Here is a 25675-nt window from a genome sequence, read left to right on the forward strand (position 1 = left end):
TTTCACCCAAATTTGTATGCTTATCAGCATAACATTTCTTTCTTAATGGGTGGCCAAATTAACTATGCCACTACAACCCGTCGCTTGAACAAGTGCACAGTGATGCGCATGTTTCTATGCTAGATGAGCAAGCCGATAAAGGTATTTCTACACAATCGGGCAGCGAAGAGTTTGAGGCACTCATCCCACACTTACCGGAAATGGGCTTGCAAAGAGTGTCGTGGAAGCATTACGCAAAAACACAGCAATTGTTAGTTAAAGAGTTTGTAGACTTTAAAATAGCGAATGCGCTCTTCGATTTTACGTTAATGAATGGAGATACAGAGCAGCGCTTAAGTCAGTTATGCTTTTTAGTGTGTGAAGCAACCGAGAAAAACACCCCTTTTATGTTAAAGCTACCGAGTAAAACGATAAACACAAATACCGGACAGCATCATAAGCAGCAATGTTTAGCGTTATTATGCTCATATAATGGTGGTGTTTAATGAGCATAATTAAAAACGAAAAAGTAATAAATTTTTCACTGTCTTTTATATATGCCTGTTTGATTGTATTTTTTATAGCGCATTTACCCCTTGTTTTTGTTGGTGTACTTGCACTTATTTGTGCATGGAACTTTTACATAACGCTGAGTAATAAACCAAAGCCAAATGCTTGGCTGGCAAACATACTCGCAGGTGTGTCACTAGTTTTAATGCTCTACACCATAGGCATGTCGAATACGGTTATTTTATTTGTGGCCATGCTGCTACTTGCTAGTTTATTTAAGCTGCTGCAGGCTAAAACCAAAAAACACTATCATGTAATTACAACGCTTACATTTTTTTCACTCTCATCTGTGTATTTATTCAACCAAAGCATTTTAACGACTTTAACTGTAAGTGGTTTATACATATTAAACTTTGCAGTACTTGGCCTACTCGAGTCCAAACATAATTTAAAAATAGCCTCTAAGCAAAGTGGGAAATTGCTACTTTTAGCGCTTCCTTTAGCTATATTTTTACTGCTTTTTTTACCCAAAATGCCCGCCTTTTGGCAACTTCCTGGACCTAAGCTTGCAAAAACAGGGCTTTCTGAACAAGTCGATCCATTCGATATCGCAAAGCTTTCAAATTCAGATGAACTTGTATTTAGAGCTAAATTTAACGAAGAAAAACCTGTAGCGCCTTATTATTGGCGAGCAATCGTCCATGATGAATTTAATGGCAATGCGTGGCTTACGTCTGACTTTTTAAAATATAATAATTTAAAAGCAAATACGCAGAGCAAAAATGATGAGCAACTTATTGCAAGCTACTCAGTTATTACAGAGCCTGCTACACAAAAGTGGCTTTATGGTTTAGCCTATTCCAGTAGTAACTCACAAAATGTTGAAGGTAATTCGCTAGGTTTATTGCGAAAAAAAAACCGACAAGCTAAAAACTTACAATACGATGTAAATAGCTTTAACTTTGCAACTTTACCGCTTGGCGAATTTGAAGAAAAACGCTACAAATACCTAACCCATAAAAAGAATATAAAAACATCATCACTTGCTAAAAACTTAAAGCAAAAAACACACTCTGACCGCGATTTTTACAATAGCTTATTGCAATACTTTGCAGGTACGGGATTTACTTACACGCTAACTCCTACACCTATGAGCGGCGATAATACCATTGACCAATTTTTATTTGATAATAAACGAGGTTTTTGTGGTCATTATGCAAGCGCTGCTGCGTACATTTTTAGAACTGCAGGTATACCCGCTCGATTAGTAAGTGGTTATTTAGGCGGTGAATTAAATCAAGATAATAATACGCTAACAGTTCGCCAGTACGACGCACACGCATGGGTAGAAGTATATTTACAAAACGAGGGTTGGGTTATTTTTGATGCAACCGCCGTTGTTGCACCAGAGCGTTTAAATGGCTCACTTTCTCAGAACGAAGAGCTGAATAACGAATTTAAAAGTAATCTTGATTTTGGTTTAGTGAGTTTAAGTAATTTCCCCGCTATTAATTGGTTAAGGTTGGAACTTGAAAATCTCGATTATCAATGGTCTAGCTGGGTACTTGGTTTTGATGAAGAAAAACAAAATGATTTTTTAAAATCAATTTTTGGTAGTAATAATATTTGGCTTGTACCATTAATAGTTTTATTAACAGCTGGTTTTTGTTTTGTAGGTTATTTTGTTTATTTAAACTTACCAAAACGTCCGGCTAAATTAGCGCCTATGGTTAAAGAGTTCTATGAAATAAAAGCATGGGCGAAAAAACAAAAAATAAATACACCCGATAATTTAACACCTAGTCAGCAGTTACGTTTTTTTGCTGAGCAACTTCCTAATTCTGCACAATCTATAAACACATTTAGCCAGTTATTTAACCAAGTTCGCTATGGTAAAAAACCTTTTACGAAAGAGCGTAAAACTCAGGCTAAAGATCTGATAAAATTAATTAAAATTTCCAAATAGAGAATACTATGAATGCTGTTGTTATAGGCGTTATTTTAATGCTCGGGCTATCTCTGGCTCGCGTTAACGTCATTGTTGCCATGATCATAAGTGCTTTAGTTGCTGGTTTAACCGCAGGCTTGGGTATAAAAGAAAGTGTTGATGCATTTAATTCTGGCCTTTCTGCTGGAGCTGAAATTGCACTAAGTTATGCCATGCTTGGTGCGTTTGCCGTTGCTATTTCTAAGTCGGGTTTAACACGCATTCTCGCTGATAAGTTACTTGCTAAAGTAAATGCTAAAGGCAGCGGGAATGAAACATTTTTAAGTTACTTCATTTTATTAATTATTTTAGGTTGTGCGATTTCTTCGCAAAACTTAGTACCTGTACACATAGCGTTTATTCCTATTTTAATTCCACCGTTACTCGTTGTTTTTAATCAGCTAAGGTTAGACAGGCGTGCTATAGCATGTATTTTAACATTTGGATTAGCAACCTCTTATATGGTGCTGCCTTATGGCTTTGGGGGTATTTACTTATATTCTATTTTGCATAAAAACCTGGTCGATAACGGCTTAGACATTGTAAATACACAAGTCCCTATGGCGATGATTATTCCTGCATTGGGTATGTTTATTGGATTACTTATTGCGGTATTTATTACCTACAAAAAACGTCGTGAATACACAGAGCTCCCATTAACAACTCAGAGTAAATCAGCTGATGTCGAAAAGCCTAAAAAAGTGATGATTGTAGGACTTTGCGCTGTGTTAGCCTCACTTGTTGCACAAAACCTAAGTGGCTCAATGATTTTAGGTGGTCTAGTAGGTGTAATGATATTTAGTGTATTTGGTGTAGTTAAGTGGGAAGAAAACGGCGACGTATTTAGTAAAGGCGTTGCGATGATGGCGATGATTGGTTTTATTATGATATCGGCACAAGGCTTTGCATCGGTTATGCAAGCTACTGGCGATGTAGCGAGCTTAGTACACAGTGGAGCCGCCCTTTTTGATGGTAATAAACCCCTTGCTGCAGGTGTTATTTTGTTAGTTGGTTTATTAATTACAATGGGAATTGGTAGTTCGTTTTCAACAGTGCCTATTATTGCAACTTTGTTTGTACCTCTATGTTTAGACCTTGGCTTTTCTGTTATGGCTACCGCTGCACTTGTTGGTACTGCGGGCGCTTTAGGTGATGCAGGTTCCCCTGCTTCAGACTCAACACTTGGCCCAACCTCAGGTTTAAATGCCGATGGTCAGCACGACCATATTAGAGACTCTGTTATCCCAACATTTATTCACTTTAACATTCCGCTGCTGATATTTGGCTGGATTGCAGCAATGGTGCTTTAATACCAACCTGCATAAATCTTTGATCAATTTAACGAATTAAATTGCACTATAACGTCGTTAAAAGTTTTTTATTTACGACTGCATGGATGCAGGAGGTAGAGCAATGCAGGGAGCAATTGCCGAGAACAACTAGATATAAAAACTTTTGCCTAGCGTAATCTTCTTAACGTTAATAGACCCCATATATAAGCAGATTGGTATAAGTAGTATTCTGTAAGTATTAAAACATTTAATTAAAAGCTAAATGTAACTAAAAAGGTATGTTTAAAGCATGCCTTTTTTGGTTCTAACAATTCTCAGCCTTATCAATTGGTCCCCTATTTTGATTACTTTATTAGTAAATATTAATTGAGCTGTTGAGATTGCATTTAATAAACATAAGGTATGATGTGTTCTTTATGGGTTTTTATATAAGCACCTACTAAGGTGCTTATATAACTTTACTCTATCTTGTATTTAAAGCTTTAAATTAGTCAAAACCATAAATCATTTTATCGCATACTACCGGTGTTGGTCTGTGGTTATCATCAACTGCAACAAACGTAAAGCTACCACTAATAGCTGAGTGCTTATCGTCTCTGTGCATCGTTTCTAAGAGTATATCTACATCAACTTTTAAGCTTGTGTTACCTACATGCACTACTTTAGCTATTAACTCTGCAAACGTACCTGCTGGTATCGCTTCTTTAAAATCAACTCTATCAGAGGATATGGTAACCAAAGGCTTACGACAAAAACGAGTCGCCGCTATAAATGCAACTTCATCCATCCACGCCAGTGCATCACCACCAAATAATGTATTGTGATGATTGGTGCGCCCTGGAAACACTGTTTTAGTTACCGATGTGGTTGAGTCTTCAATACGCTGAGCAATTATTGCATCGCGATTTACGTCAGTCATAATCTCTACTTTTTGTTTGCTAATGTATCTTGCATTAGTAATGCAGGATCAAGGCGTTCGCCTTTCCAGTTAAAACGCCAATCTAGGTGAGGACCCGTTACACGTCCTGTTGCACCAATTTCAGCTACTTTGTTGCCTTGCGTTATTGTGTCACCCACTTTTACGTCAAGCTTACTCAAATGAATGTAAGTTGAGGTAATACCATGACCATGATCAATAATTAATGTACCGCCTGAGTAATATAAATCAGGTTCAGCATATACCACCTTACCACTAATAGGAGCATAAACAGGAGAGCCTGTTTTATTAGCGATGTCTAAGCCAAAGTGTGGCCGACGAGGCTCGCCATTAAAATAACGTTGGCTGCCATACACACCCGATATACGCCCTTCTGCAGGCTTTAACACAGGGTCTAAAAAGTACAGTAAATCAGAGTCAACTTCTCTCGCTTTACGAACAGCAACAGCTTCGCGGCTTATACGTGCACTGACTTCTTTTGGCGGAGATACATACTTTTTAGCTACACCAGTAATTTTATCAATTTTGTACTCGCGCTTAGTAATAGCTATCGATTGTGAATGCGATTTACCCTTGTTATCTACCCATTTTAAAGTATGAGTAGTATCAGCGTCACGACCAAAACCAAATACAAAATCACCATTTGGCGAAAGCTTTAAGCTTTTGCCATCTAAACTTACTGATTTAGCGTTTTCTAGCTTACCTGTAACTAAACCGCCTTGTGTTAAATGCCCTTTTAACTCAAGCGCCATAGCACTAAAGCTAGCAGAGGCGACAAGCGCTGTTGCTATAAGTGTTTTAAACATAACTAATCGATCCTTTTCCAACCCCTTCATAAGCGGTTACTTTTACTGCTTTTTCTGGGTATTGGGCTTTAATTTGGCCAGCTACATGTTCAGCAATACACTCTACAGTGGTGTCTACTGGTAAAATGTCGCAACGAGACTCGCTTATAGCCATTTCAAAATAGCCTTGTGCCGATGTGTAAGCAAAACATACATCATCCGCTTTGGCTGTTAGGTGTTTTAAATCAGGTGCGTTAATTTGATCTTCACTAGTGGCTAAGTAAATATCTTCCCACTTTTGAGACCATTCTTTTTGCAATCGCGGCATAGAGATGCCGTCTAGGCTAATACCAATTTGAGAACGATGCCCATGAATAATACGTTGGCAATTACCGTCATGCTTTTTAAGGCCATGGCTGTAATGATAGTAAAAGCTCTGGCTGTGCTCAGGCTTAAGAGACAACTCAATTTTTTCTATGTTATCTGGTAGCTTTGGTAAAATAGTCGCAATTAAAAATTCAGTTACCGATTCAACAGTGACTTCGTTTGCGTTAATCATGCAATAAGCTTGATGAGGAGCACTCATAGCCAAGTGGTTGTTTTCACCAAATGTACAGTCGAGTGTTTTATGCTCGTCAAATTCAGATACAGTGCCATTAAGGCCCGTAGGAATTGCTAATCGGTGATCAATACACTCATCTATAATGCCTTTAATTTGCTTTTTAACTAAACCAAAGTCTAAAACCATAGACTCTTCGTTAAGTTTACCGTGCAAAGTTAAATCAACAATCCAGCTCTCGCCAACGGCGCCGCGTTTGTTACATAAGTAAGAAAAATCAATCACAGTTAGTGAGTTAACAAAAAGGATCATAAACTTCCTTTAGACTGGTTATAAGACAGTGCCAATTATAATGATTTCTGATTGTAATTGCGCGGTTTTATAGTGCAAAAACCAATCGCGCTGATTGATTGGTGATTTAATATGCAATATTTTGATTTTTTAACTGCTCCGAGTTGTTTAGCGTACAAGTGTACGCTAAAGTACTTGGCAATTTCTAAGCGAAGATAAGTGTTATGGAACCTAAAAATAGCTATACAAAAGAAGATTTGATCCTTTGCGGTCAAGGTGAAATGTTTGGTGAAGGCAACTGCCGTTTACCAAGTGACAACATGTTAATGATGGACCGCATTACCTCTATTACCGCTGATGGCGGAATTCATGGTAAAGGCGAGATTGTTGCTGAGCTTGATATTGACCCTAGCCTTTGGTTTTTCGATTGCCATTTTAAAGGTGACCCAGTAATGCCAGGTTGTTTAGGCTTAGATGCTATGTGGCAACTAGTTGGTTTTTACTTAGGTTGGTCAGGTGGCCCTGGTCTTGGCCGTGCGCTAGGTGTGGGTGAAGTTAAATTTACTGGCCAAATTTTACCAACAAATAAAAAAGTAACTTACCGCCTTGTAATGAAACGCGTAATTAAACGTAAATTGTTTATGGGCGTTGCTGACGGCACTGTAGAAGTAGATGGCCGAGTAATCTACGAAGCAAAAGATTTAAAAGTGGGCTTGTTCCAAGACACTAGCGCATTTTAATTTTTAAATGCACAAACAAAAAGGCCTCCAATGTGGAGGCCTTTTTGCTTAAATTCGATTATTGATTTTAGGTTTTGTACATGTTGCGGTTTTCAATCGCTTCACGCCAACCTCCTAACCACTCTGATTTTGGATCTACTTGTTGATAAGGGCATAGCTCTTTTGAGCGACCTGCTAAACCTGCTTTAAAACCTTGAGAATGAGCTCTTTCTAAACGATCTCTTTTCTGTCTCTTCATCGGTAATATCCTCACCTTTTTATTTATATATTGTGTAGCATTAGTGAAATCTACATTTAATGAATAGTTAATAAAAATGTAAAATTCAAATCGTAAAAGCAATTAAATTGTTTGACTTTAACTAAGCTGCTGATGCAAAAATGAATTAACATTTAAAAAAGTAAGTGGTCATACAACATTTAATTTGACCGGTTTTATGCTAAATAAAATGCGACTCAATAATCGCTAAAATGTACTTAAGTACATAAATTACGACCTGAGTAATTTGACTAAGTTCCAAACAAAAATGTAATCGTGACACTTTTATTTCAGTTATTATTACTCGCCTAATTTGAACTATTTTTAAACAATTTAAATTTACACTTGATTATTTAAAGTTGATCGGTCTAATATATACCTATGAACAAAAATACATCAACACCAATACGCCGTGGTCGCCCACCTAAAATAGCCAGAGAGAACGCCGATACAAAAGCGTTACTTATTCGCACGGGCCTAGAAACACTAACCGAATTTGGTTTTAGTGCCACAGGCCTCGATACTATTTTAAAAAAAGCCGCTGTACCTAAAGGCTCTTTTTATCACTACTTTAAAAGTAAAGAAGCCTACGGTATTGCGTTAGTTGATGCATACGACAATTATTTTATTGCCAAGCTTACCTATTACTTACAGCAAGAAGATGTTCCCCCACTGGAGCGAATCGTTAATTTTACCCAAAGCGCAATTAAGGGGATGAAAAAATACGATTACAAACGTGGCTGCTTAGTCGGTAACTTAAACCAAGAGCTTAATCATTTAAGTGAAGAGTTTAAAACCAGATTAATGCAAAGCTACACCGCTTGGCAAAACCATGTAGAAGCTTGCTTAAACCAAGCTAAGCAGCAAGGCACTATTGCAAGCCATGTAAACACAAAATTAATGAGTGAGTACTTTTGGATTGGTTGGGAAGGTGCTGTTATGCGCGCCAAGCTCACTAAATCAAATACCCCACTTACTTTGTATACAGAAATGTTTTTACGCGCATTATTAACCTAATGCGTTTTTATTTATCAATTAAAAGACGATCGGTCTAAAAGGATATCCCATGAGTAACCCAATTAAAGCCATTGTTATTAATAAAGAAGATAATAACTATAGTGCCTCATTATCGACTATCGAAAGCAGTGATTTACCAAACGAAAACGTTTCTATTGACGTGCTATACAGCACACTTAACTATAAAGATGGCTTAGCAATCACTGGCAAAGGCCCCGTTGTACGTAGTTTTCCTATGGTGCCAGGTATTGATTTAGTAGGTACGGTTACAAACTCCACCAGCGATGAATTTAAAAGCGGTGATAACGTAATATTAAATGGCTTTGGTGTAGGCGAAAAATATTGGGGTGGGCTTGCTCAAAAAGCGGCACTTAATAGCGATTGGCTAATCCCCTTGCCTGCTGGTATTTCACCAAAACAAGCCATGCAAATTGGTACCGCCGGTTATACCGCCATGCTAAGTGTTATAGCTCTTGAAAAACAAGGTATTACGCCTGAGCCTGGCGAAATACTGGTAACGGGTGCTAATGGTGGCGTAGGCAGCTTTGCTATTTATTTATTAAATCAACTTGGGTTTAACGTAACAGCAGCAACGGGCCGATTAGATCAAAGTGAGTATTTAAAAGAGTTAGGCGCTAAACACGTAATTGACAGAAATGAGCTTTCAAATCCAGGTAAGCCGATCCAAAAAGAGCGCTTTGCTGCCGCAATAGACTCTGTAGGCAGCCATACACTTGCCAATATTTGTGCATCATTGAAATATGGTGGCGTAGTAACCGCCTGCGGACTTGCACAAGGTATGGATTTACCAGGGTCAGTTGCGCCATTCATATTACGTGGCATATCGTTAATGGGGATTGATAGCGTAATGCGCCCTAAAGCCGACAGAATCGAAGCATGGGATCGTTTAGCTAAATTAGTAAGCGCTGATTATTTAGATAAAATTTCGACAGAAATATCACTCGAACACGTAATTGATAACGCAGAGCAACTTATGGAAGGTAAAATTCGTGGTCGTGTTGTAGTTAATTGCCAAAGTTAAGATATTTACTCTGTTAAAGCCTCGTTATTAAATTTATAATGCAATTTGTATTTTAATAACGAGGCAACACCTATGAGCAACCAAGAACTTTTCAGTAATAACCCACTGCAAGGCGTAAAATTAGAACAAGTGGTTGAAGAGCTGGTTGAACAATATGGGTGGGAACTCCTACACGCTTATTTACAACTTAACTGCTTTAAAAACAATCCTGATATAAAATCCGCAGTTAAATTTTTACGTAAAACACAATGGGCACAAGAAAAAGTAGATAACTTTTACCTTTATCGTCTTAAAAACTTACCTAAGCCTGATGATGTTCAATACGAATTGCCGCCACGAGATCGTGTGATCCCAGCTGATCATAAACCTGGTGAGCCATGTGAACTTAGCTTTGTTGACGCTAAACGCATTATAGAAAAGAAAGAATCAAAGCAACGTGCTCGCGATCGCAAACAGCGTTCAAACTCGAGTAACCCTTGGGGTAACTAAAAACTTACTAATTTAAGGTCGAAGATCTATTTATAAGTAGCTCTTCGACTATCTTCTCATTAACTTCAATTATATCCGCGCTACATACAATAAATAACAATCAATATCCCCGGTTTTTCCAAAAGTCTGTTTCAGTGCGCTCTGCCTCTAATACCACGTTAAATGTCTTATCCGCAATAACTTTGCCATTAAGCTCAATCGTCATACGCCAATCACCCAATTTATTTTCTATTGGCAGCCAAAGCGTATCGCCTAAGTAAAAGTTCCAATCGCTATTTTTAACGTATACATCGCCTTCAAATGGGTCCATTACATCGCCGTTACTATCTGGAATATCTGGATGGTAAATACAATAATGAAGCTTTTCGCCTTTACCTTTTTTAATATTTACGATTAAACCAAACTCAATATCTACCTCAGCTATTACATTTGTTGTAAATTGCTCTATTTGTGGCAACGCCTTACTTTCGCTATCCCACGTGGAGTAAATGCCGTGGCTTTGTAGCGTAACAACAGGTTTTATTTTAGCCATTAAGATAGCCTTTTATATTACTTAATTACTGTTAGTTTAACTTTTTGAAATTTTAAAATAAAACACAATCTAATACACCTTAATGCCCGTACTGCTAAAATGTCGTACTTTACAATACGTCTATTAACATAATTGCTAGTTTGTCATCATTGTTTACACACTATTTGCACAATTGCTGATTATTGTATGTATAACTTAATTGATCAGGTGTACTGCAATGAAACAACACGCGCTAATAAATAAAAAACGCAACATAGTAAATGGTTTAAAGCTCACTTCTCTTGCTTTAATTGTTTCATCGTTAGTTGCATGTGGAGGTGATAACGAAACCTTAGCTGATAACTCAACAACTACAGATTCATCCCAAACCACCACAGATAATGGCACAGGTACGAGTAGCTCAACCCAGGGCGTACTTTGTGAATATAGCTACAGCGAATATAACGAGTCAGAATCAGTACAAGCCACCAGCGCAGCAGATTGGTCATGCACAGGAACTACACGCGACTTAGTAGCTAATGGCATACCCGACCATGAAGTAGGCACTTTTCCTAATGCCGACAACCCAAATACTATTTCTGAGCAATCTTTAAATGAAAGCTACACACTTGAGCCTGTAGAAACAACACAAGCAACTATGCTTGGTGGTCCTCGTGGAATGATAGGCGTTGTACTTAACGGCATTAAAATAGACGCAGGCACAGGCGGGAGTTGCGATGATTCGGGCACCGATTGCGATTTGGGCGACAACAGCGGCAACTGGAACATCGAAGCCCTAAGCCAAGACACGTTTAGTTTTGGAACAGACGACAACAACGCACACGTACAACCCGATGGTACATACCACTATCACGGTATGCCTGAAGGCTTTGTAGCACTGCGAGGTGGTAATAGCACCAATATGACTTTAATAGGCTGGGCAGCAGACGGCTTTCCTATTTATGCACGTTACGGCTATTCGGATTCAAGTGATGCAACTTCAGCCCTAACCGCAATGACCGGTAGCTACCAACACGTAACAACCGTAAGCGCAAATCGCCCTTCTACCGATATATATCCCTTAGGTACATTTGGACAAGATTGGGAATACGTAGCAGGCTCTGGTGATTTAGATGAATGTAATGGCCGCGTTGGCGTAACACCTGAGTTTCCCGATGGGATATACCACTATTACGCAACAGACACTTACCCGTTTTTTCAACGCTGCGTTAAAGGCGAAGTTTAGTTAGGAGTAAGCTATGCCTTATATAAAATCACATCTGCTAAGTATGACTACCTTGGGTTTGTTGATTATGCCAAATTTAGCAAACGCACATTTAATGGTTGCAGAGCACGGCACACTAAACTTTGTTGATAATAACGTGTTTATTGTACTTTCAATCCCTATGTCGGCTTTTAAAGGGGTTGATGAAAATAAAGATGGCAAAATATCAATAGTTGAGTTTAATGCTCACAAAAAACAAATAAGTAAGCGAGTTACAAAGAACGTTTATTTAGCGGATCATCAGTATAAATTTACTATTGACGGACTTTTGCTAAACCCAGAAGCGTCGCATACACATAAAAGCGACAATATAGACCAAGTAACCATTACTGGGCGCTACTCTATGCCCAGTAAATTAACCAAAGTTAACTTTAACGTTAAGCTATTTAGTAACAATGAGCACAAGCAGCATTATCAAATAACAGCGACTAATATAACGCAAAAACTTACTCATCAATTTGAGCTATCACCAACGTCGCCCTTTAGTAAGGTGTTTTAATAATTAGTAATACTTACCAAATAATTAAGTAGCAAAGAGTACAATTTGAACAAACTTGTGCTCTTTTTTATCTTTGTCTTTTTATGCAGCTCTCTTTATTTAAGGGCTATTTCTACAAAGGTACAAGCTTGGGGTTTTTAGGAAAGTAATGCTCTTCTTGCTGCTCACATAAACTAAACTCACGGGTGTTTTTATAAGGGAGTTTCATAAAGCCCGCAACACCAACGTCAGTAATATTTACCGCGTATTGCATGAGTTTATTAAGAAGGCGTTTAAACTCAACTTCTTTGGTCGAATCGAGTAATCGGTAGTAATGGTGAATTTTCATTCTGTCCGGCAGTGCTTCAAAAATAATACAACCGGTATGATGAATTTGGTTAAGCTCAAATACGCACTTAATAACTTTTTTAGGTAGCTGTAGTTGCTCGTCAGGGTCTTTACCGTCTTCAAAGTATGAATGCGGGCGGGTTATGTCATTTGCTTTCATACTTACGACTTCGTATTCAAGCTCTGGTAGGCTATCAAACTTAAATGCCCCCGTGCCATCTCGCTCTAGTTGAATAGTTTTACGGGCATCAAACAAACAGCACTTAAATAGCCCTTTTTGATTAATCGCTTGCGCAAGCATAACTGTATTATTAATCGCATCACTAAACGCATCACCCAATGATTCGTCATGCATAATTAAAGACGATTCAACAAATAACGACTCATCTCTCCAATGAAAACTAAGCCCGCCTACTACAGGATACTTTGCTAATCGGCTTATAGATGCTAAAAATGCTTTTTCGGTATCGCCTGTATCAAACAAAAACTCTTTGTAATAACGGTCAAGTTGCGCGTCGTTTATATCTAGTAATTGTTGATTATGATCAGCCTGGCGTAAAAATTGTTTTCGTGAGCTATACACAACCGTATCTGGCTGCTCATCGCTACCATACCAAAAAGGGATATCTGCTTTTTTTTGTTTTTTAGCAAATTCAGGTAAATACGCTTTCGCCATAGTTGTAATGTTACGCATAAAGTAATCACCAGCACCATCACGTTGTGCCTTACTTTTAGAAAGCATACCGTCAATTACTTTAGCCAGCTCTTTTGGAAGCCCTAAGCTGCTTGCAGGTATAGCTTGTGCACCAAAGCGACACGACTGCGCCGACGCTAGCGCATATAACGTAGCGGCTACACCTTGTTCGTCAAATCGTGGGGATGATTGCTCCCCCGACATTTGCGCTTCACCAATAAAGTACACATCGCCCATACGCGCATTCGTTGTGCTTAAATCGCCCGACATTAAATCCATAAAGTTACTCGCAACAGGATTACCATCACTATCTAACTGTGCATACACAGAGCTACCCCAATCGACTAACGACAGCGCATCAGTGCTTGCATCCCATACAAGGTTTGAAGGCTTTATATCGCCATGCACTATAGGTTGTGGGCTAATGCCATTTTTATGACTGCGTAAATCAACTAGCACATTACGAAGCCTAACCGCGAGCGCCATTATTTGCGCGGCACTAAAGCGCCCTGTTTTAAGCGATACTTTTTCAAGGTCTTCACCAATGGCGCGTGCCATCATTAAAATCCCTTGTTTTTTAATACGTTCAAACGCATAAAAGGTAGGCACTAACGGATTATCAATTTGCGAAAGCATATACGCTTCATCTTCTAAGCGGTCACGCACACTTTGGGCAAGAGTAATACGCGAAAACTTAAATACCCAAGGTAAGCCGTTATCGTCATCTCCTGCAAACACAAAACCAAAAGCACCCGAGCCAATCATTTCTACATTTTTGTACCCCAGCAGTGTTAACTGCTTAATACAAATGTTAAGCCACTGACGGTGCTTTTTAGCATCGCGGTGCGAAAGCAAATAAACAGATTGCTCTTCGTTAATGTAAAAATTGCGGATTTCTTTGGCTTTCAATACGGGCTCTCTATTTTGTTAGTGTTATGTAGTCATTTAAAGCACTCGATTATTAGTTTTATGTAATAAGATTACAATAGCGTGCGGCGTAGTTTTTAAGTTACCCATCTTTACTCACCTCTAAATAATTACAAATAACCAACAAATGTTGCATCCAATAAATTATCTAAGCCGTATTTAACATAGCTGCATTAATAACAAATACATTAGATAGGGATTTTAGTCATGAGAACATTAGCAATTTTAGCGCTAGGCACTTTGTATAGTGGTTATAGCTATGCAAACATAGAAAAGTTAACCGTTTATGGTCACAGAGATGGGCTAATTGGTGAGTCAATCAGCGCATCTAGCGGTATTATTGGTCAAGGTGAAATTCAGCAGCGCCCAATGTTAAGAAGCGCCGAAATGTTAGAGTTAATCCCAGGTATGGCAGTCACTCAACATAGCGGCTCTGGTAAAGCTAATCAGTACTTTATTAGGGGGTTTAATTTAGATCACGGCACCGACTTTGCCACCAGCATAGATGGCATGCCAATTAATATGCGCAGCCATGGCCACGGACAAGGTTACACCGACCTAAACTTTATAATCCCTGAGTCTATTTCAACTATTAACTATCAAAAAGGCTCATATAGCGCAACCCAAGGTGACTTTTCAACCGCAGGTAGTGCTCAATTTCAACTTGCTGATAACCTAAAACATCACCAAGTTGAACTCAGTATAGGAGAAGATAATTATAGACGCGCTGTTGTACTGGGATCTACTAACATTGCAACAGGTAAGCTCATTGCAGCGGCAGAATGGCAAGGCTATGACGGCCCATGGGATGATATAAACGAAGATGTAAATAAAAAGAATGCCCTACTGCGCTATGTTGGTAAAGCTTTTGATGGTGACTTATCAATAAGTGCCATGGCATACGACAATACATGGAATTCAGCAGATCAAATTCCACAGCGTGCGATATCACAAAATTTAATTACTCAATTAGGCTCTCTTGACACCACACTTGGTGGCAGCTCTAGCCGTTATAGTTTATCTAGTAACTGGCAAGGTGAGCATATTAAAGCCAGCATTTATGCCATAAATTACGATTTAACTTTGTATTCTAACTTTAGTTATTTTTTAAATGATCCAATTAATGGCGATCAGTTTAATCAGCAAGATAGCCGAAATATCTATGGAACAGATATAAGCTACCAGTTTGAAACCAAAACATCAGATATAAACATACAACATACCGCAGGTATTGAGCTTCGCCACGACGACATAGATAACGTAGGGCTTTATAACACGCAAGCAAGAGAGCGACTTAGTACGGTAAGGCAAGATGAACTAAAGCAAACTAGCTACTCAAGCTTTTGGGAGTCTAAACTTTTACTTACTCCAAAACTTGAAGCAACCGTTGGCGTTAGGTACGACTATTTTGATACAAACGTGACTAGTATTACCGCCGTAAATTCAGGAAAAGCAAAGGATGATTTAGTAAGTTTTAAAGGGAGTTTAAATTACCGTTTTACAAATTTAGTAGCTGCATATGCTAATTGGGGACAATCTTTTCATTCAAATGATGCGCGTGGATCTACTATTAATATTGACCCTATTACCGGTGACCAAGCAGAGCAAGTTGACTTATTAGTTAAAAGTGAAGGCGCTGAAATAGGCGTCCGATTTGCTGATGAGCAAAAGTTTAATCTATCAGCTGCACTTTGGTGGCTAACACTCGACTCAGAGCTTTTATTTGTTGGCGATGCGGGTAATACAGAACCAAGTGATGCATCTGAGCGTTACGGATTAGAAATAAGCGCTTATTATTGGATTAACGACAGCTTTAGTATCGACGCAGAAGCCTCGTTCACGCATTCACGTTTAGATATTAATGACAATAATGATTATATAGAAGGTGCTGTTCCTGTTGTTGCAAGTACAGGTTTAAATTGGCACTTAAGTGAGCAATGGCAGTCATCAGTTAGAGTTCGCCATATTGGCAAACGTACATTAACTAGCGATGGTAACGAGCGTTCGGAGCCTTTAACAGTAGTAAATAGCGCAATTAGCTATGAGCAGACTCACTGGAAAGTAAACTTTGAATTACTTAACTTATTTAATAGCACCGACCACGATATAGATTACTATTATGCATCGCGTTTACCTGGCGAATCAGCACAAGGCGTTGAAGATAACCACTTTCATCCAATAGAGCCAAGAACAGCGCGACTAACATTAAGCTTGTTATTTTAGTATTAATTGAGATTTACAGTGGCACTGTATATAAAAACAGTGCCACTGTAAAACATACCCTTAGCCAATAAGTATCTTAGTAATTAATCCGATGCCTCAACAAGCTGGCTGATGTTACTCAACAATGCGAAGTTGATTTATTGAGTTAACAGCAACATGTGTTTGATAGTAATATTTATTGGTTTTTCTGCCTTTACTTAAAAAATCGATAGTTACCCGCTTCGCTTCACCTGTTACTTCAATTGTTTTACCAATAAAAAATGTGTCGGCTGATTGTCCGTATTTTTCTGTGAGTTTAGCAGCTACGTTTGAATCAATTGAAATTGTAATAGCACGTCGATCACGATAGTCAGCTTCGGTATTTAAAAATACGTCACCGTACTGAGAGCCTGCAGTTTTAATATAAAACTTAAATGTACCGCTAACACCTTGTGGCGCGCTCTGCTCCGAAAGAGCTATTAAATTCATATTAGCAGTAGTGCCTTCGCCAAGCGCCGGTAAGTTTTGTACAGAGCTGCAAGCACTAAGTGTTAATACACTTAAAAGAGTAAGGTATTTCAAGATATAACATCCTTTTTTATAAGTAGATGTTAATAGTAACATTTATATATTTTAAGTTTCTATAAAAGAAACAAATTTAGCCCAATCAAGGGCTAAATTTGTTATATTTTAAAAGTATTCGTTATGGGGCATTTCGCTGAGAAGGATCTGTTTTAAAGCTTTTTATCATTTGATGAGGATCTACATTTTCACTATGCTCTTTTGCAGCTTTTGCCCACCAAACCAACTGCCCAAAAGTACGGTGAAAATAATTAAACCACGATGACTGCTCTTCACCAGCTTGCACAGAGCCATTATCATTAAATACTTCTTGTGCTTTTGGTACGTGGATCATTGCTGATACAGGCAAACAGCCAAGCTCTGATAAAAACGAGCGCATACTAATTGCCGCTCTGAGTCCACCCCACTGCCCAGCAGAATAAGTAACAATAGCACTGGGCTTGTACGAAAAGAGTGAGCTACCAAAGTGATTAAGTAAGTCAGCGAGAGCTGGGCTCATACTGTGATTATATTCAGGGCTAACCATTACATATCCATCAGCCGCTTTAATTTTATCAGCTAAAGTATTTAGCATTGAAGGCGCCTTACCTTGAGCATAGGCAAAATGTGGTTTAAAAACTTGCTCACTTGGGTAATCAAGTGCATCTATAAGCTCAAACTCATGTTCGGAGAATTGCTCGTTTAAGCACTCCATGCAGGCTTTAGACACTCTCTCACCTAAGCGAGCAGGTTTTGGTGGCGTGCTGTTACGCACTGTCCCTAAAAACACTAAAAACTTCATATGTAATCCTCATATGTATTTGAATAACATCTAAACACTAACACTTTTAGCTATTGTGTATTACACATATCCGTTTTTTATTAATTTTGAACACTAATAATTAAATTTAAAACTGCGCTTTAGCAACCACACACTGTTAAAGGTTTTGTATCATGTGCTTATTTTGTCGTTCTCCATACTTTTTGCACATTTAGCCAGTAATATGCCACAGTATAAGTACACCAAAACCTATACTGAAAAGGATACAAGTAATGGGCTCAAATAATTACAGCGCGTTTGCAATCATTATTACCGCAACAGTTTTAACTCTAAGTGGCTGCGACGACTCACCAACTAATAAAAATACTAAGCAAGTCAGTAGCTCCCTTAGTGAAGTACAAAAAACGAATCAAACAATAAATTTATCTATGTTTAAAAAAGGGGCCTTTTTATCTGAGCCTAACATTGTTGATTGCGAAACGGCGCAAGGAACTAAAACTAAGTGTTATGAGTTAATTACATCAGGCGCACCCGCAGGTAGAGAGCCGGGTCCATTTTGCCCGCGCACATCGACCGATGGCGCTGATGTAACTGGCAGTTGGTTTAGTAAAGAAGGTACTGGTGATTTAGTTGATTTAACAGGCCAATTTGTCCTAAAGCTTGATGAATACTACGGCGATGAAAAGTGGGTACTTTACGACACTAAAACAAATGAAATTAGATATACAGCTACAAAAGAGTCTTGCGCTGGTGCAGCTCGCCCTGATGTTGAAGAGCAATATAAACAAAATTGTATTGAGTGTGAACTGTCGTATTTAGAAGATAATTTTTCATTAACGTATTTAATTCCTGTTACACCTATTCCAGCATCTGATACTGGCCGATTAAGAACAGTAGGTATAGCACTAGACGGTACTGAGCTATCAGGGCCTGCTCCAATTAATGCAATTTTAGAGAGCTATACCATTGCGGCATTTGATGATTGTGGTGGCCATATAAATTTACACCAAGGTTATCACTATCACTCTACCACTGGTTGTACTGACTCAGCTGCTACAGAAGGTGGACATGCACCTCTTATAGGTTATGCAATAGACGGTTATGGTATTTATGCAATGCGTGATACAAGCGGTAAAGAAGAGTCACTTGATGAATGCCGAGGTAATACAGATGAAGTAAGGGGTTATCACTACCACGCAGCCAGTCCTAGTGAAAATATGTTTATAGGGTGCCTACATGGAGAATCAGTTAGGCCTGCAGGTGGGCCACCAGGTGATCACAACGGTCCACCGCCAGGCCATGATCCTGAAAAGCATTAAAAAGGAGTTGTTATGTTTATAAAAAGTAGTTGTTTAAGCGTGTTTGGTATGGCTTTACTTGCAGCACCCACATTTTTAAATGCTCATTCAGGGCCGTTAAATGATGTTGCAGTTAAAGCCTGCGCAGATAAAGTAAAATCTCAATCATGTAAATACGAAGGCGGCCATAACGATTTATATATTGGCAGCTGCCAGTATATGGCTGATGATTTAATGTGTGTACGAAGCCAACCGATTCAAAAAATTGATAATGAAATTTCCGCCCCTATAAAAAGCCACACTCACGAAAAAGAAAAGAGTGATTTAAAAACCAACTTTAATAAAGCTATGTAAATTTAGGGCTAATTTTTATTGATAAACTCTTAATAAGCAGCACAACCATTTTATTGTGCTGCTAACTTTTAACGATATAGATAGCTCAGACCAATACCACTCCAAAACACGTTTTTTAAGGTTTGATCACCCACAAAACGCTCAGCGTTTTTATTAATTGCCATGGTGTAGCTAGTATATGCGTATACTTCAAGTTGCTTAATAACTTGATACGACACGTTAGCTGTAAGCTTAAGGTTGTTAATACCATTATGGCCATCACTTACATAACCTGCATTAAACCCTAGCCCCGTTTGAAAATCGATATTAACAGCTTCATTTATCTCGTAGCCTTTGTTTATCGCAAGCTCTATAAATGTGCCTTGAGAATCAAACGAATAATATGCGCCGCTAGTGAGCTGAAATTTATCATCGTAAAAATACGAAAAATCTAAGCTAACCTCATTGTCGTGATCATTAGAGGTATTTTCACGCGATCTTAAATGGTTGTAGCCAATAAATATATCAACGGTATTAAATAACTGAGTTGCGTAAATAGCATTTAAGTTAAACTCGGTATAATCGCTATCAACACCCGTTGCAACCCACGGAATAATAGCTATTTCATTATAATTAAATTCAGTTGCGATTGAGGCAATACCTTTACCCGCTAAATTGTCACGGCCCTCACTTACATATCGGCTTTCCCAAAGTGGATGCACATGAAAATCAAAACCGTCATCAACATAAGCTGTACTTGCCTCATCTAGCTTAATATTTCCGCCAACACCTAATTCAGGCTCAAGTGCATGAACGTCTTGGGCCTGCACTTTAACTAAAAGAGATGTACAAATAAGAGCTGCAAGCAAAGTACTCAATAACGTTTTATTCATTTATAGATCCCTAAAGCCAAAATATATGCGCGTAAAAAATAGTCGCACATAGTATTTCGCAATATAAAAATAAGCTATCAGTATTTAATAATTTGAATTTAAAAGATCAGGAAATCTAGCATTCATACATTTTTTATTCGCCACAATTTAAGGGTACCAAATAAGTAAAATGACCCATAAATGCAGCAAATTATCGAGCTTATAATCCAAAATTGAATAGAATTCTGGTGAACGATTTGGCTTGAAGTTAAAAAAGGAATGATTAAACCCGCAATACCTCGTATTAAATACACTGCGGTTATTAATACGAGTGCAGTTTTTAAAAATGGCAGTTTTAAAATGGCGCCTGCACCAGAGAGCGCATAAAAGCCCCAAATAGCAATAATAACTGAAATAGCTAAAGTTACATAAGTAGGATACATACTACCCTGCTCTGCCATTTGAGCCATTTGCTCACCAGCACCCAAAAGGCGATACCAGTCAGGCCCTCCAAAAACACAGGCTACATGTAAAAGTGATGCTATAAAGCTTAAAATGCCTGCTGTAAATAATGTATTATTATTCATGTAATTATAATTTAATGACTCATGTAGGCAACAAAGCCAATTAATAGCACGTAAAAGCTAAACCCGAGCACACAAATTAAATAAACATTTTTAGCATTATTCGCCTTAAACGATACGTAATCGGTAATATCGCTTTTAAACTTACCAAAGGTAACTATTTTTAAAATAGTACAACCTGTTGAGTAAATTAAAAAACCTAAAATAGTCTCTACCATTAACCAAATAAACAGATCAAATGCAAAACTCATAACGTTCATCCAATAAACACTGTAAAAATAGCCTATCAAATATTTATTAGATTACAAACCTAGTACCATCATTAAGGTGTAACAGTAAATTTCGTTAAACCTATTAACTGACCTGATTCGGTGACTACTTTTACTTGCCACTTACCAACAGAGTCTTTAGGAAAGTTTACTTTGTGTGTCCACGCTCTATAACCTAGTTCTCTCCCACCGTTTATATTTAACGTGATCCGATCAACTTCTTTTTTATTATGAAGCCACACATGAAATATTTTTTCGTTTAAGCCTCTTGGTGCTTTAACAGCAGTCCAACTATATAAACCTTGATGGTGCAGCGTATAAGAATCTAACTGTTTAATACTCCCTACTGGCTTTTTATGTTGTAAATCAACTTCATGAGCTAACGTAATATCGGTTAATCGCAGTGCTGCAGGAGGCACATAGCTTCTTAATTGCCACACTGCTGTGCTTAAAGCACATAAAATCAATACAAGAATAGGAAAACGCCACCAGCGAGCATTAGGCATTAAATTGTTTAAACTCGGAAGAGTAACCACTATAGCAGTTACAAGTGCGGCAGCTAAACTTTGGCTCGTTGTAAGGTTTAACAAAATAGGTAACGTAACAAGCAAAACAACAAATAAAGCAAAGTTATGAAACACGCTAAATAGCGTGCGGTTTCTAGCAAGTTTTTTATAATAAAAGGGATCGATAACCGATATAACTGCACACAAAGCAATAAGGGAAGTAAAAATTGCTTGAGGATGATCCCACTGCGTAACCGCTAAAAAAAATGGCAATGCAAAAAATAGGCTTTCTTGCTGCACCATTTGTAGCGCAAAACGCATTACGTTAGGAGATACAGCCACACCAAACTTTTCTTCTACTTTATCACGCAGCCAATTATCAATAATTAGCCACAACCAACTAATAAGTAAAAATATCGCAATAAATTGCGAAAAAGACTCTTTTCTATCTACAAGTGCAAAGCTAGCAACGCCCGACAAAAACGCCAGCACAGCCAATAATCCAGGCCGCTTTTGCATCGAGCTTATAAACTTAGCGATTATATTTTTACAGTAATCCATGTATGAGTGTTTCCGTACGGGTACGTACTTTATTATTTTTATTCAGAGAATGATTAGTTTAACCAAGTTTAAATGAACAACAGATAGATGGATGGATTTAAACGCGCCATTTAACAGTACATCAAACTAACCACTTTTAATTAAATAAAAGCTCTGCATAGCGCGTCATTGGTACGTTTATTAATTTTTGTAACGCGTGAGCTTTTACCAGTAATTCATCCTCACTAAGTGCAGGCATTTTATTGTTAAAAGCGAACACAATTTTATTACCGCCTTCAATAATAAAACTAAGAATCTTTCCTGCAAATTCTTTCTCAAGTAGTTGATCAAACACTTCCCTCTGCCCAATTTTGGTATGGCAAATATTAAGTACTAAAACACCATCAAAAGTGAGCGCATTTTTACAATCACGTAAGTAGGATGATTGCACCTGATCTGTCTCCATCCCATCTGAGCTATATAAATCAGAAAAAATAACATCTGTTTTTATCTGCGTTTTATTCATGTAGTTTGCCGCATCATCAATATGAATAAACAAACGTTCTGATACTGGGACTTCAAAATATTTTATAGCCATATCAGCAACGGCTTTACGGTATTCAACGGTATGTATAGCCAGCGCGGGAAACGCATGATAAAGACTTTTTGCTATAGAGCCCGCCCCAAGTCCCATTATCATCGCGGTTTTTAAGTGCGGTATAAAAAAAAGCGCAGCCATCATAGCTTGCGTATAAGCTAAGCTTAACCCGTTAATATTATTTAATTTAATACAGCTTTGATAAATTTTTCCGTCAAAGCTGAGAATAAGATTCTTTTTTGTTTGATATACATAAACAGGGCCATGCTCATCAATAGTTGATGCAATACAAGTGCCTTTGATATCCACGAATACTCAATAGGTGAGGTGATGAAAAACGAGTATAACTTAGTTAATGCACTGGCATTGCCATTAATATGGTTTATAACGCTTTTATTAATAGACAAACAGCTATGGATTTATAAATATAATAGAAAGTCGGTTTATCTTTTCTGCGCTAGATTTGCACAAGCAGATTTAATAATCCACTTAGAGCCTATCTAAGTTAGTTTGTTATTCGTCTTGCACTTTCCACTCTAATGATTCAAGTGGATAGCCTCCAAACCATTTTGCCGTTTCTAACACAAAGTGACTTGTTATTTTTTCTACCCCTAAAGTGTCTTTCATAATTTCATTACACACACTATTAAAGTCTTCAATACTTGATGCCATCATAAAGGCTATATAATCTATACTGCCATTAACCTTCATACAATCAACCACTTCACTATATTTTTTAATGCCTTTTTCAAAAACACCACAATGCTCGTAAGTATTACTTTTTAATGTAAAGTGGGCATATGCTTTTACGTTTACACATAACTTATCGACATTAGCGACCATTGCATAGCCAATAATATATCCACTATCCTCTAATGCTTTCACTCTTTGTAAACAAGCACTTGGCGATAACCCTATAATTGTAGATAATTCATTATTACTAATACGCGCGTTATTTTGTAGTTCGGTTAAAATACGACGATTTAGTCTGTCTAATTTAATGCTTTTTCTAACCATGTTAGTTCCCGTGTAAGTAGTTTATCTACCCTAAAATAAAAAGATTATGGGGTTTTAGCTTTAAATACTAAATTATATTCGGCAGACATACATCATAATAAAACATTAATCTTTCTAAAAAATTAATGTTAGTAGGAATTATGAATAAAACTCCCCAAATTTTAATAGAAACCTCGCTGGGTAATATCATACTTGAGTTATTTTTAGATAAAGCCCCAATTACCGTTAAAAACTTCCTTGAGTATGTTGATAATAACCTATTCGATGGTAGTAGTATTTTTAGAATCGTAACAGATGAAAATGCAGAACAAGCTGAAGATGCAAATGCAAAAATCAACGTAATTCAAGCCGGTCTGCCTCCTGAACACCCTAAGTTACTTGCCGGCATTGTTCATGAATCAACAAAAGAAACCGGTATAGAGCACCTAGATGGGACCATATCTATGGCAAGATTTGAACCGGGAACAGCCGATGGTAGTTTTTTTATTTGTATTAACGATCAGCCAGAACTTAATTATAGAGGTAAACGATATGACGATGGTTTAGGTTTTGCTGCTTTTGGACATATAACGCAAGGTAGAAATATACTTGAGAAAATTTATCAAAAAGCAGAAAAACAAGAGTACTTAAATAACCAAATATCTATCGTATCCATAAAACGATATTAAGTTACTGTATTTACTTTAATTCGAGCCAACGGCAGTATTGAGACAAAACATACACCAAGCAAAATTGTTCCCATTGTTATCACCCCAGTATAGCCGCTACCCGTTACAAGGGTGGAGGCACAAATAGGTCCAATGATATAACCAAAGCCCACGACAGTTTGAGCTGAACTGATGTACTTTCCTGAGCGATCAACATCAGAAATAACAGCAAATAGACGTGCACCAGCAATACTCCAAAAAAAACTAAATACACATAACGCAATCAAGTAACGAGTGCCTGTTAAACCATCCCCTAAACCCCATAACGGTAAAGCCATGAGTAATAACGAAATGAATAACAACCCTATATTTTTACCATGGTGCCCTATGTAAGCAAAGAATAGCGCACCGAGTAAACCTGCTATCATTGCGGTTGCTAACGCTTGAGAAACAAATGATAAAGTTAAACCACCACTGGTGCCTATTAGCGACATATAAGTCCACATACCACCAATACTAATATAAAAAAACAATAAACTTAGCAACCCTAAATTAAGTGATTTACTTGGCTGTTTAAGTACAAGATCCTCAGTGTCTATTAATAACTTATAGTCATCGCTTTTGCTTGGTAATAGTTTAACAACCGACAATGGCAGTGCATAAAAGAATGCCATGGCCACAAAAACACCAAGCAACGAAAACTGCTCATATATAATAGGAACTAGTACCAAACCAACTGCCTGCACCATAACAATGGCAGCAGTATAAAACCCAAACCAACGATTAGGATTTTTAGTCATACCGATAGCACTTATACCAACAGCAACTATCATGCCCTCACCTAAACCCGTTAAGCTGCGAATTATGAACAATAAAATAAAATCACCAACCAAAGCCGACAGCAAATTCCCTAATACTGTAACAATTACGCCTATAACTAAAACATGTCTAAAATTTACTTTTTTAATAAATACAGAAAAAATAAACGTCGCAAATGCCAATCCAACAGAATCAGTAGAAGCTAGCCAGCCAATTTGCTGTTCCGTCAACGATAAATTAATACCGACAACTTCTAGATAGACAGGTAAGAAGAGCAAAACAAGATAACCAATGGGCGCGGTTGCTAATCCACTTAATCCCAAGCGTAAATCTGAATGTTTTTCTGATGAGTTTTTATTATTCATTTTTATCTCTCCGGTGGCATTCGTCATTTCAATTATGCCAATCCGTTTAAGTATGGGTTTATTTAACAATAAACTTCTCAATAACTAGGCATTATTGTTTAGCACCTGCAGGAGCTACGTAATAGGTAAAAACAATATCTATAAAGAATGCGTTTA

General features: G+C 37.7%; 27 protein-coding genes and 1 pseudogene. 13 read left to right on the forward strand and 15 right to left on the reverse strand.

Going from position 1 to position 25675, the window contains the following annotated elements:
- Positions 1 to 77: 77 nt before the first annotated feature.
- The 3 genes and pseudogenes from WNY98_RS19265 to WNY98_RS19275 form a co-directional block, all read left to right on the forward strand.
- A pseudogene (locus WNY98_RS19265) lies at positions 78 to 485 on the forward strand (DUF58 domain-containing protein); the annotation flags it as partial.
- On the forward strand, positions 485 to 2455 hold the full coding sequence (locus tag WNY98_RS19270) for a DUF3488 and transglutaminase-like domain-containing protein (protein ID WP_197186191.1): 1971 nt from the start codon (positions 485 to 487) through the stop codon (positions 2453 to 2455). The pseudogene WNY98_RS19265 and the gene WNY98_RS19270, both read left to right, overlap by 1 nt.
- 8 nt (positions 2456 to 2463) lie before the next feature.
- A complete protein-coding gene (locus WNY98_RS19275; RefSeq protein ID WP_024593634.1) occupies positions 2464 to 3786 on the forward strand; it encodes a Na+/H+ antiporter family protein in 1323 nt (440 codons plus the stop codon).
- Between the two features lie 469 nt (positions 3787 to 4255).
- Here the strand turns inward: WNY98_RS19275 and WNY98_RS19280 are convergent, their stop codons facing one another.
- From WNY98_RS19280 to WNY98_RS19290, 3 genes are read right to left on the reverse strand one after another with little or no spacing between them, the layout of a single operon-like run.
- Complete coding sequence (locus WNY98_RS19280) at positions 4256 to 4687, reverse strand: acyl-CoA thioesterase (RefSeq protein ID WP_007582749.1); 432 nt, start codon at positions 4685 to 4687, stop codon at positions 4256 to 4258.
- 5 nt (positions 4688 to 4692) lie between these two features.
- Positions 4693 to 5511 carry a M23 family metallopeptidase gene (locus WNY98_RS19285; protein ID WP_342878686.1) on the reverse strand — a complete coding sequence of 273 codons (819 nt, stop codon included), beginning with the start codon at positions 5509 to 5511 and terminating at the stop codon, positions 4693 to 4695.
- Positions 5504 to 6361 carry a 6-carboxytetrahydropterin synthase gene (locus tag WNY98_RS19290; protein WP_024597965.1) on the reverse strand — a complete coding sequence of 286 codons (858 nt, stop codon included), beginning with the start codon at positions 6359 to 6361 and terminating at the stop codon, positions 5504 to 5506. Before WNY98_RS19290 ends, WNY98_RS19285 begins: the two co-directional genes overlap by 8 nt.
- 203 nt (positions 6362 to 6564) lie before the next feature.
- Between WNY98_RS19290 and fabA the strand changes: the two genes are divergently transcribed.
- Complete coding sequence (gene fabA / locus WNY98_RS19295) at positions 6565 to 7080, forward strand: bifunctional 3-hydroxydecanoyl-ACP dehydratase/trans-2-decenoyl-ACP isomerase (RefSeq protein ID WP_007582756.1); 516 nt, start codon at positions 6565 to 6567, stop codon at positions 7078 to 7080.
- A gap of 67 nt (positions 7081 to 7147) precedes the next feature.
- Here the strand turns inward: fabA and rmf are convergent, their stop codons facing one another.
- On the reverse strand, positions 7148 to 7318 hold the full coding sequence (gene rmf / locus WNY98_RS19300; protein ID WP_002960897.1) for a ribosome modulation factor: 171 nt from the start codon (positions 7316 to 7318) through the stop codon (positions 7148 to 7150).
- A 399-nt stretch (positions 7319 to 7717) separates the two neighbouring features.
- Here rmf and WNY98_RS19305 point away from each other — a divergent pair, with 399 nt between their 5' ends.
- From WNY98_RS19305 to WNY98_RS19315, 3 genes are all read left to right on the forward strand, one after another.
- On the forward strand, positions 7718 to 8353 hold the full coding sequence (locus WNY98_RS19305; protein WP_197186189.1) for a TetR/AcrR family transcriptional regulator: 636 nt from the start codon (positions 7718 to 7720) through the stop codon (positions 8351 to 8353).
- Between the two features lie 49 nt (positions 8354 to 8402).
- On the forward strand, positions 8403 to 9395 hold the full coding sequence (locus tag WNY98_RS19310) for an MDR family oxidoreductase (RefSeq protein ID WP_342878687.1): 993 nt from the start codon (positions 8403 to 8405) through the stop codon (positions 9393 to 9395).
- A gap of 72 nt (positions 9396 to 9467) precedes the next feature.
- A complete protein-coding gene (locus tag WNY98_RS19315) occupies positions 9468 to 9884 on the forward strand; it encodes a VF530 family protein (protein ID WP_024599091.1) in 417 nt (138 codons plus the stop codon).
- A gap of 100 nt (positions 9885 to 9984) precedes the next feature.
- Here the strand turns inward: WNY98_RS19315 and WNY98_RS19320 are convergent, their stop codons facing one another.
- Complete coding sequence (locus WNY98_RS19320) at positions 9985 to 10416, reverse strand: DUF3859 domain-containing protein (protein ID WP_342878688.1); 432 nt, start codon at positions 10414 to 10416, stop codon at positions 9985 to 9987.
- 217 nt (positions 10417 to 10633) lie between these two features.
- On the opposite strand from WNY98_RS19320, the gene WNY98_RS19325 reads away from it, so the two are divergent.
- Both WNY98_RS19325 and WNY98_RS19330 read left to right on the forward strand, forming a co-directional pair.
- On the forward strand, positions 10634 to 11641 hold the full coding sequence (locus WNY98_RS19325; protein WP_342878689.1) for a YHYH protein: 1008 nt from the start codon (positions 10634 to 10636) through the stop codon (positions 11639 to 11641).
- 13 nt (positions 11642 to 11654) lie between these two features.
- On the forward strand, positions 11655 to 12179 hold the full coding sequence (locus tag WNY98_RS19330) for a hypothetical protein (RefSeq protein WP_342878690.1): 525 nt from the start codon (positions 11655 to 11657) through the stop codon (positions 12177 to 12179).
- A 112-nt stretch (positions 12180 to 12291) separates the two neighbouring features.
- Here the strand turns inward: WNY98_RS19330 and WNY98_RS19335 are convergent, their stop codons facing one another.
- Positions 12292 to 14109 (reverse strand): serine/threonine protein kinase, encoded by a 1818-nt coding sequence (locus WNY98_RS19335; RefSeq protein WP_342878691.1) that lies wholly within the window; start codon positions 14107 to 14109, stop codon positions 12292 to 12294.
- A gap of 225 nt (positions 14110 to 14334) precedes the next feature.
- Between WNY98_RS19335 and WNY98_RS19340 the strand changes: the two genes are divergently transcribed.
- Positions 14335 to 16350, forward strand: coding sequence for a TonB-dependent receptor (locus WNY98_RS19340; protein ID WP_342878692.1), 2016 nt, complete (start codon positions 14335 to 14337; stop codon positions 16348 to 16350).
- A gap of 114 nt (positions 16351 to 16464) precedes the next feature.
- Here the strand turns inward: WNY98_RS19340 and WNY98_RS19345 are convergent, their stop codons facing one another.
- Both WNY98_RS19345 and WNY98_RS19350 read right to left on the reverse strand, forming a co-directional pair.
- Positions 16465 to 16911 carry a hypothetical protein gene (locus WNY98_RS19345; RefSeq protein WP_342878693.1) on the reverse strand — a complete coding sequence of 149 codons (447 nt, stop codon included), beginning with the start codon at positions 16909 to 16911 and terminating at the stop codon, positions 16465 to 16467.
- Positions 16912 to 17032: 121 nt separating this feature from the next.
- A complete protein-coding gene (locus tag WNY98_RS19350; protein ID WP_076926010.1) occupies positions 17033 to 17692 on the reverse strand; it encodes an NAD(P)H-dependent oxidoreductase in 660 nt (219 codons plus the stop codon).
- Positions 17693 to 17943: 251 nt separating this feature from the next.
- On the opposite strand from WNY98_RS19350, the gene WNY98_RS19355 reads away from it, so the two are divergent.
- Positions 17944 to 18990, forward strand: coding sequence for a YHYH protein (locus WNY98_RS19355; protein ID WP_342878694.1), 1047 nt, complete (start codon positions 17944 to 17946; stop codon positions 18988 to 18990).
- 12 nt (positions 18991 to 19002) lie between these two features.
- Positions 19003 to 19323, forward strand: a complete 321-nt coding sequence (locus WNY98_RS19360) for a hypothetical protein (protein ID WP_342878695.1) — start codon at positions 19003 to 19005, stop codon at positions 19321 to 19323.
- Positions 19324 to 19391: 68 nt separating this feature from the next.
- On the opposite strand, the gene WNY98_RS19365 is transcribed toward WNY98_RS19360, so the two are convergent.
- From WNY98_RS19365 to WNY98_RS19390, 6 genes are all read right to left on the reverse strand, one after another.
- Complete coding sequence (locus WNY98_RS19365; protein WP_342878696.1) at positions 19392 to 20195, reverse strand: hypothetical protein; 804 nt, start codon at positions 20193 to 20195, stop codon at positions 19392 to 19394.
- Positions 20196 to 20317: 122 nt separating this feature from the next.
- Entirely contained in the window at positions 20318 to 20761 is a 444-nt protein-coding gene (locus WNY98_RS19370; RefSeq protein WP_182721194.1) for a hypothetical protein, read from the reverse strand.
- Between the two features lie 11 nt (positions 20762 to 20772).
- Positions 20773 to 21009 carry a hypothetical protein gene (locus tag WNY98_RS19375; protein ID WP_182693745.1) on the reverse strand — a complete coding sequence of 79 codons (237 nt, stop codon included), beginning with the start codon at positions 21007 to 21009 and terminating at the stop codon, positions 20773 to 20775.
- 71 nt (positions 21010 to 21080) lie between these two features.
- Positions 21081 to 22094 carry a DUF5924 family protein gene (locus WNY98_RS19380; protein WP_342878697.1) on the reverse strand — a complete coding sequence of 338 codons (1014 nt, stop codon included), beginning with the start codon at positions 22092 to 22094 and terminating at the stop codon, positions 21081 to 21083.
- A gap of 136 nt (positions 22095 to 22230) precedes the next feature.
- On the reverse strand, positions 22231 to 22980 hold the full coding sequence (locus tag WNY98_RS19385) for an ATP-binding protein (RefSeq protein WP_342878698.1): 750 nt from the start codon (positions 22978 to 22980) through the stop codon (positions 22231 to 22233).
- 204 nt (positions 22981 to 23184) lie between these two features.
- On the reverse strand, positions 23185 to 23688 hold the full coding sequence (locus tag WNY98_RS19390; RefSeq protein ID WP_165726008.1) for an Lrp/AsnC family transcriptional regulator: 504 nt from the start codon (positions 23686 to 23688) through the stop codon (positions 23185 to 23187).
- Between the two features lie 140 nt (positions 23689 to 23828).
- On the opposite strand from WNY98_RS19390, the gene WNY98_RS19395 reads away from it, so the two are divergent.
- The gene (locus tag WNY98_RS19395) at positions 23829 to 24356 is read left to right on the forward strand and encodes a peptidylprolyl isomerase (RefSeq protein WP_342878699.1); all 528 of its coding nucleotides are present in this window, start codon (positions 23829 to 23831) and stop codon (positions 24354 to 24356) included.
- Here the strand turns inward: WNY98_RS19395 and WNY98_RS19400 are convergent.
- Positions 24353 to 25519 (reverse strand): MFS transporter, encoded by a 1167-nt coding sequence (locus tag WNY98_RS19400; protein ID WP_342878700.1) that lies wholly within the window; start codon positions 25517 to 25519, stop codon positions 24353 to 24355. The genes WNY98_RS19395 and WNY98_RS19400 overlap by 4 nt on opposite strands.
- Positions 25520 to 25675: the final 156 nt, after the last annotated feature.

It is taken from the genome of Pseudoalteromonas sp. AS71, from assembly GCF_038900275.1.
GTDB lineage: Bacteria > Pseudomonadota > Gammaproteobacteria > Enterobacterales > Alteromonadaceae > Pseudoalteromonas.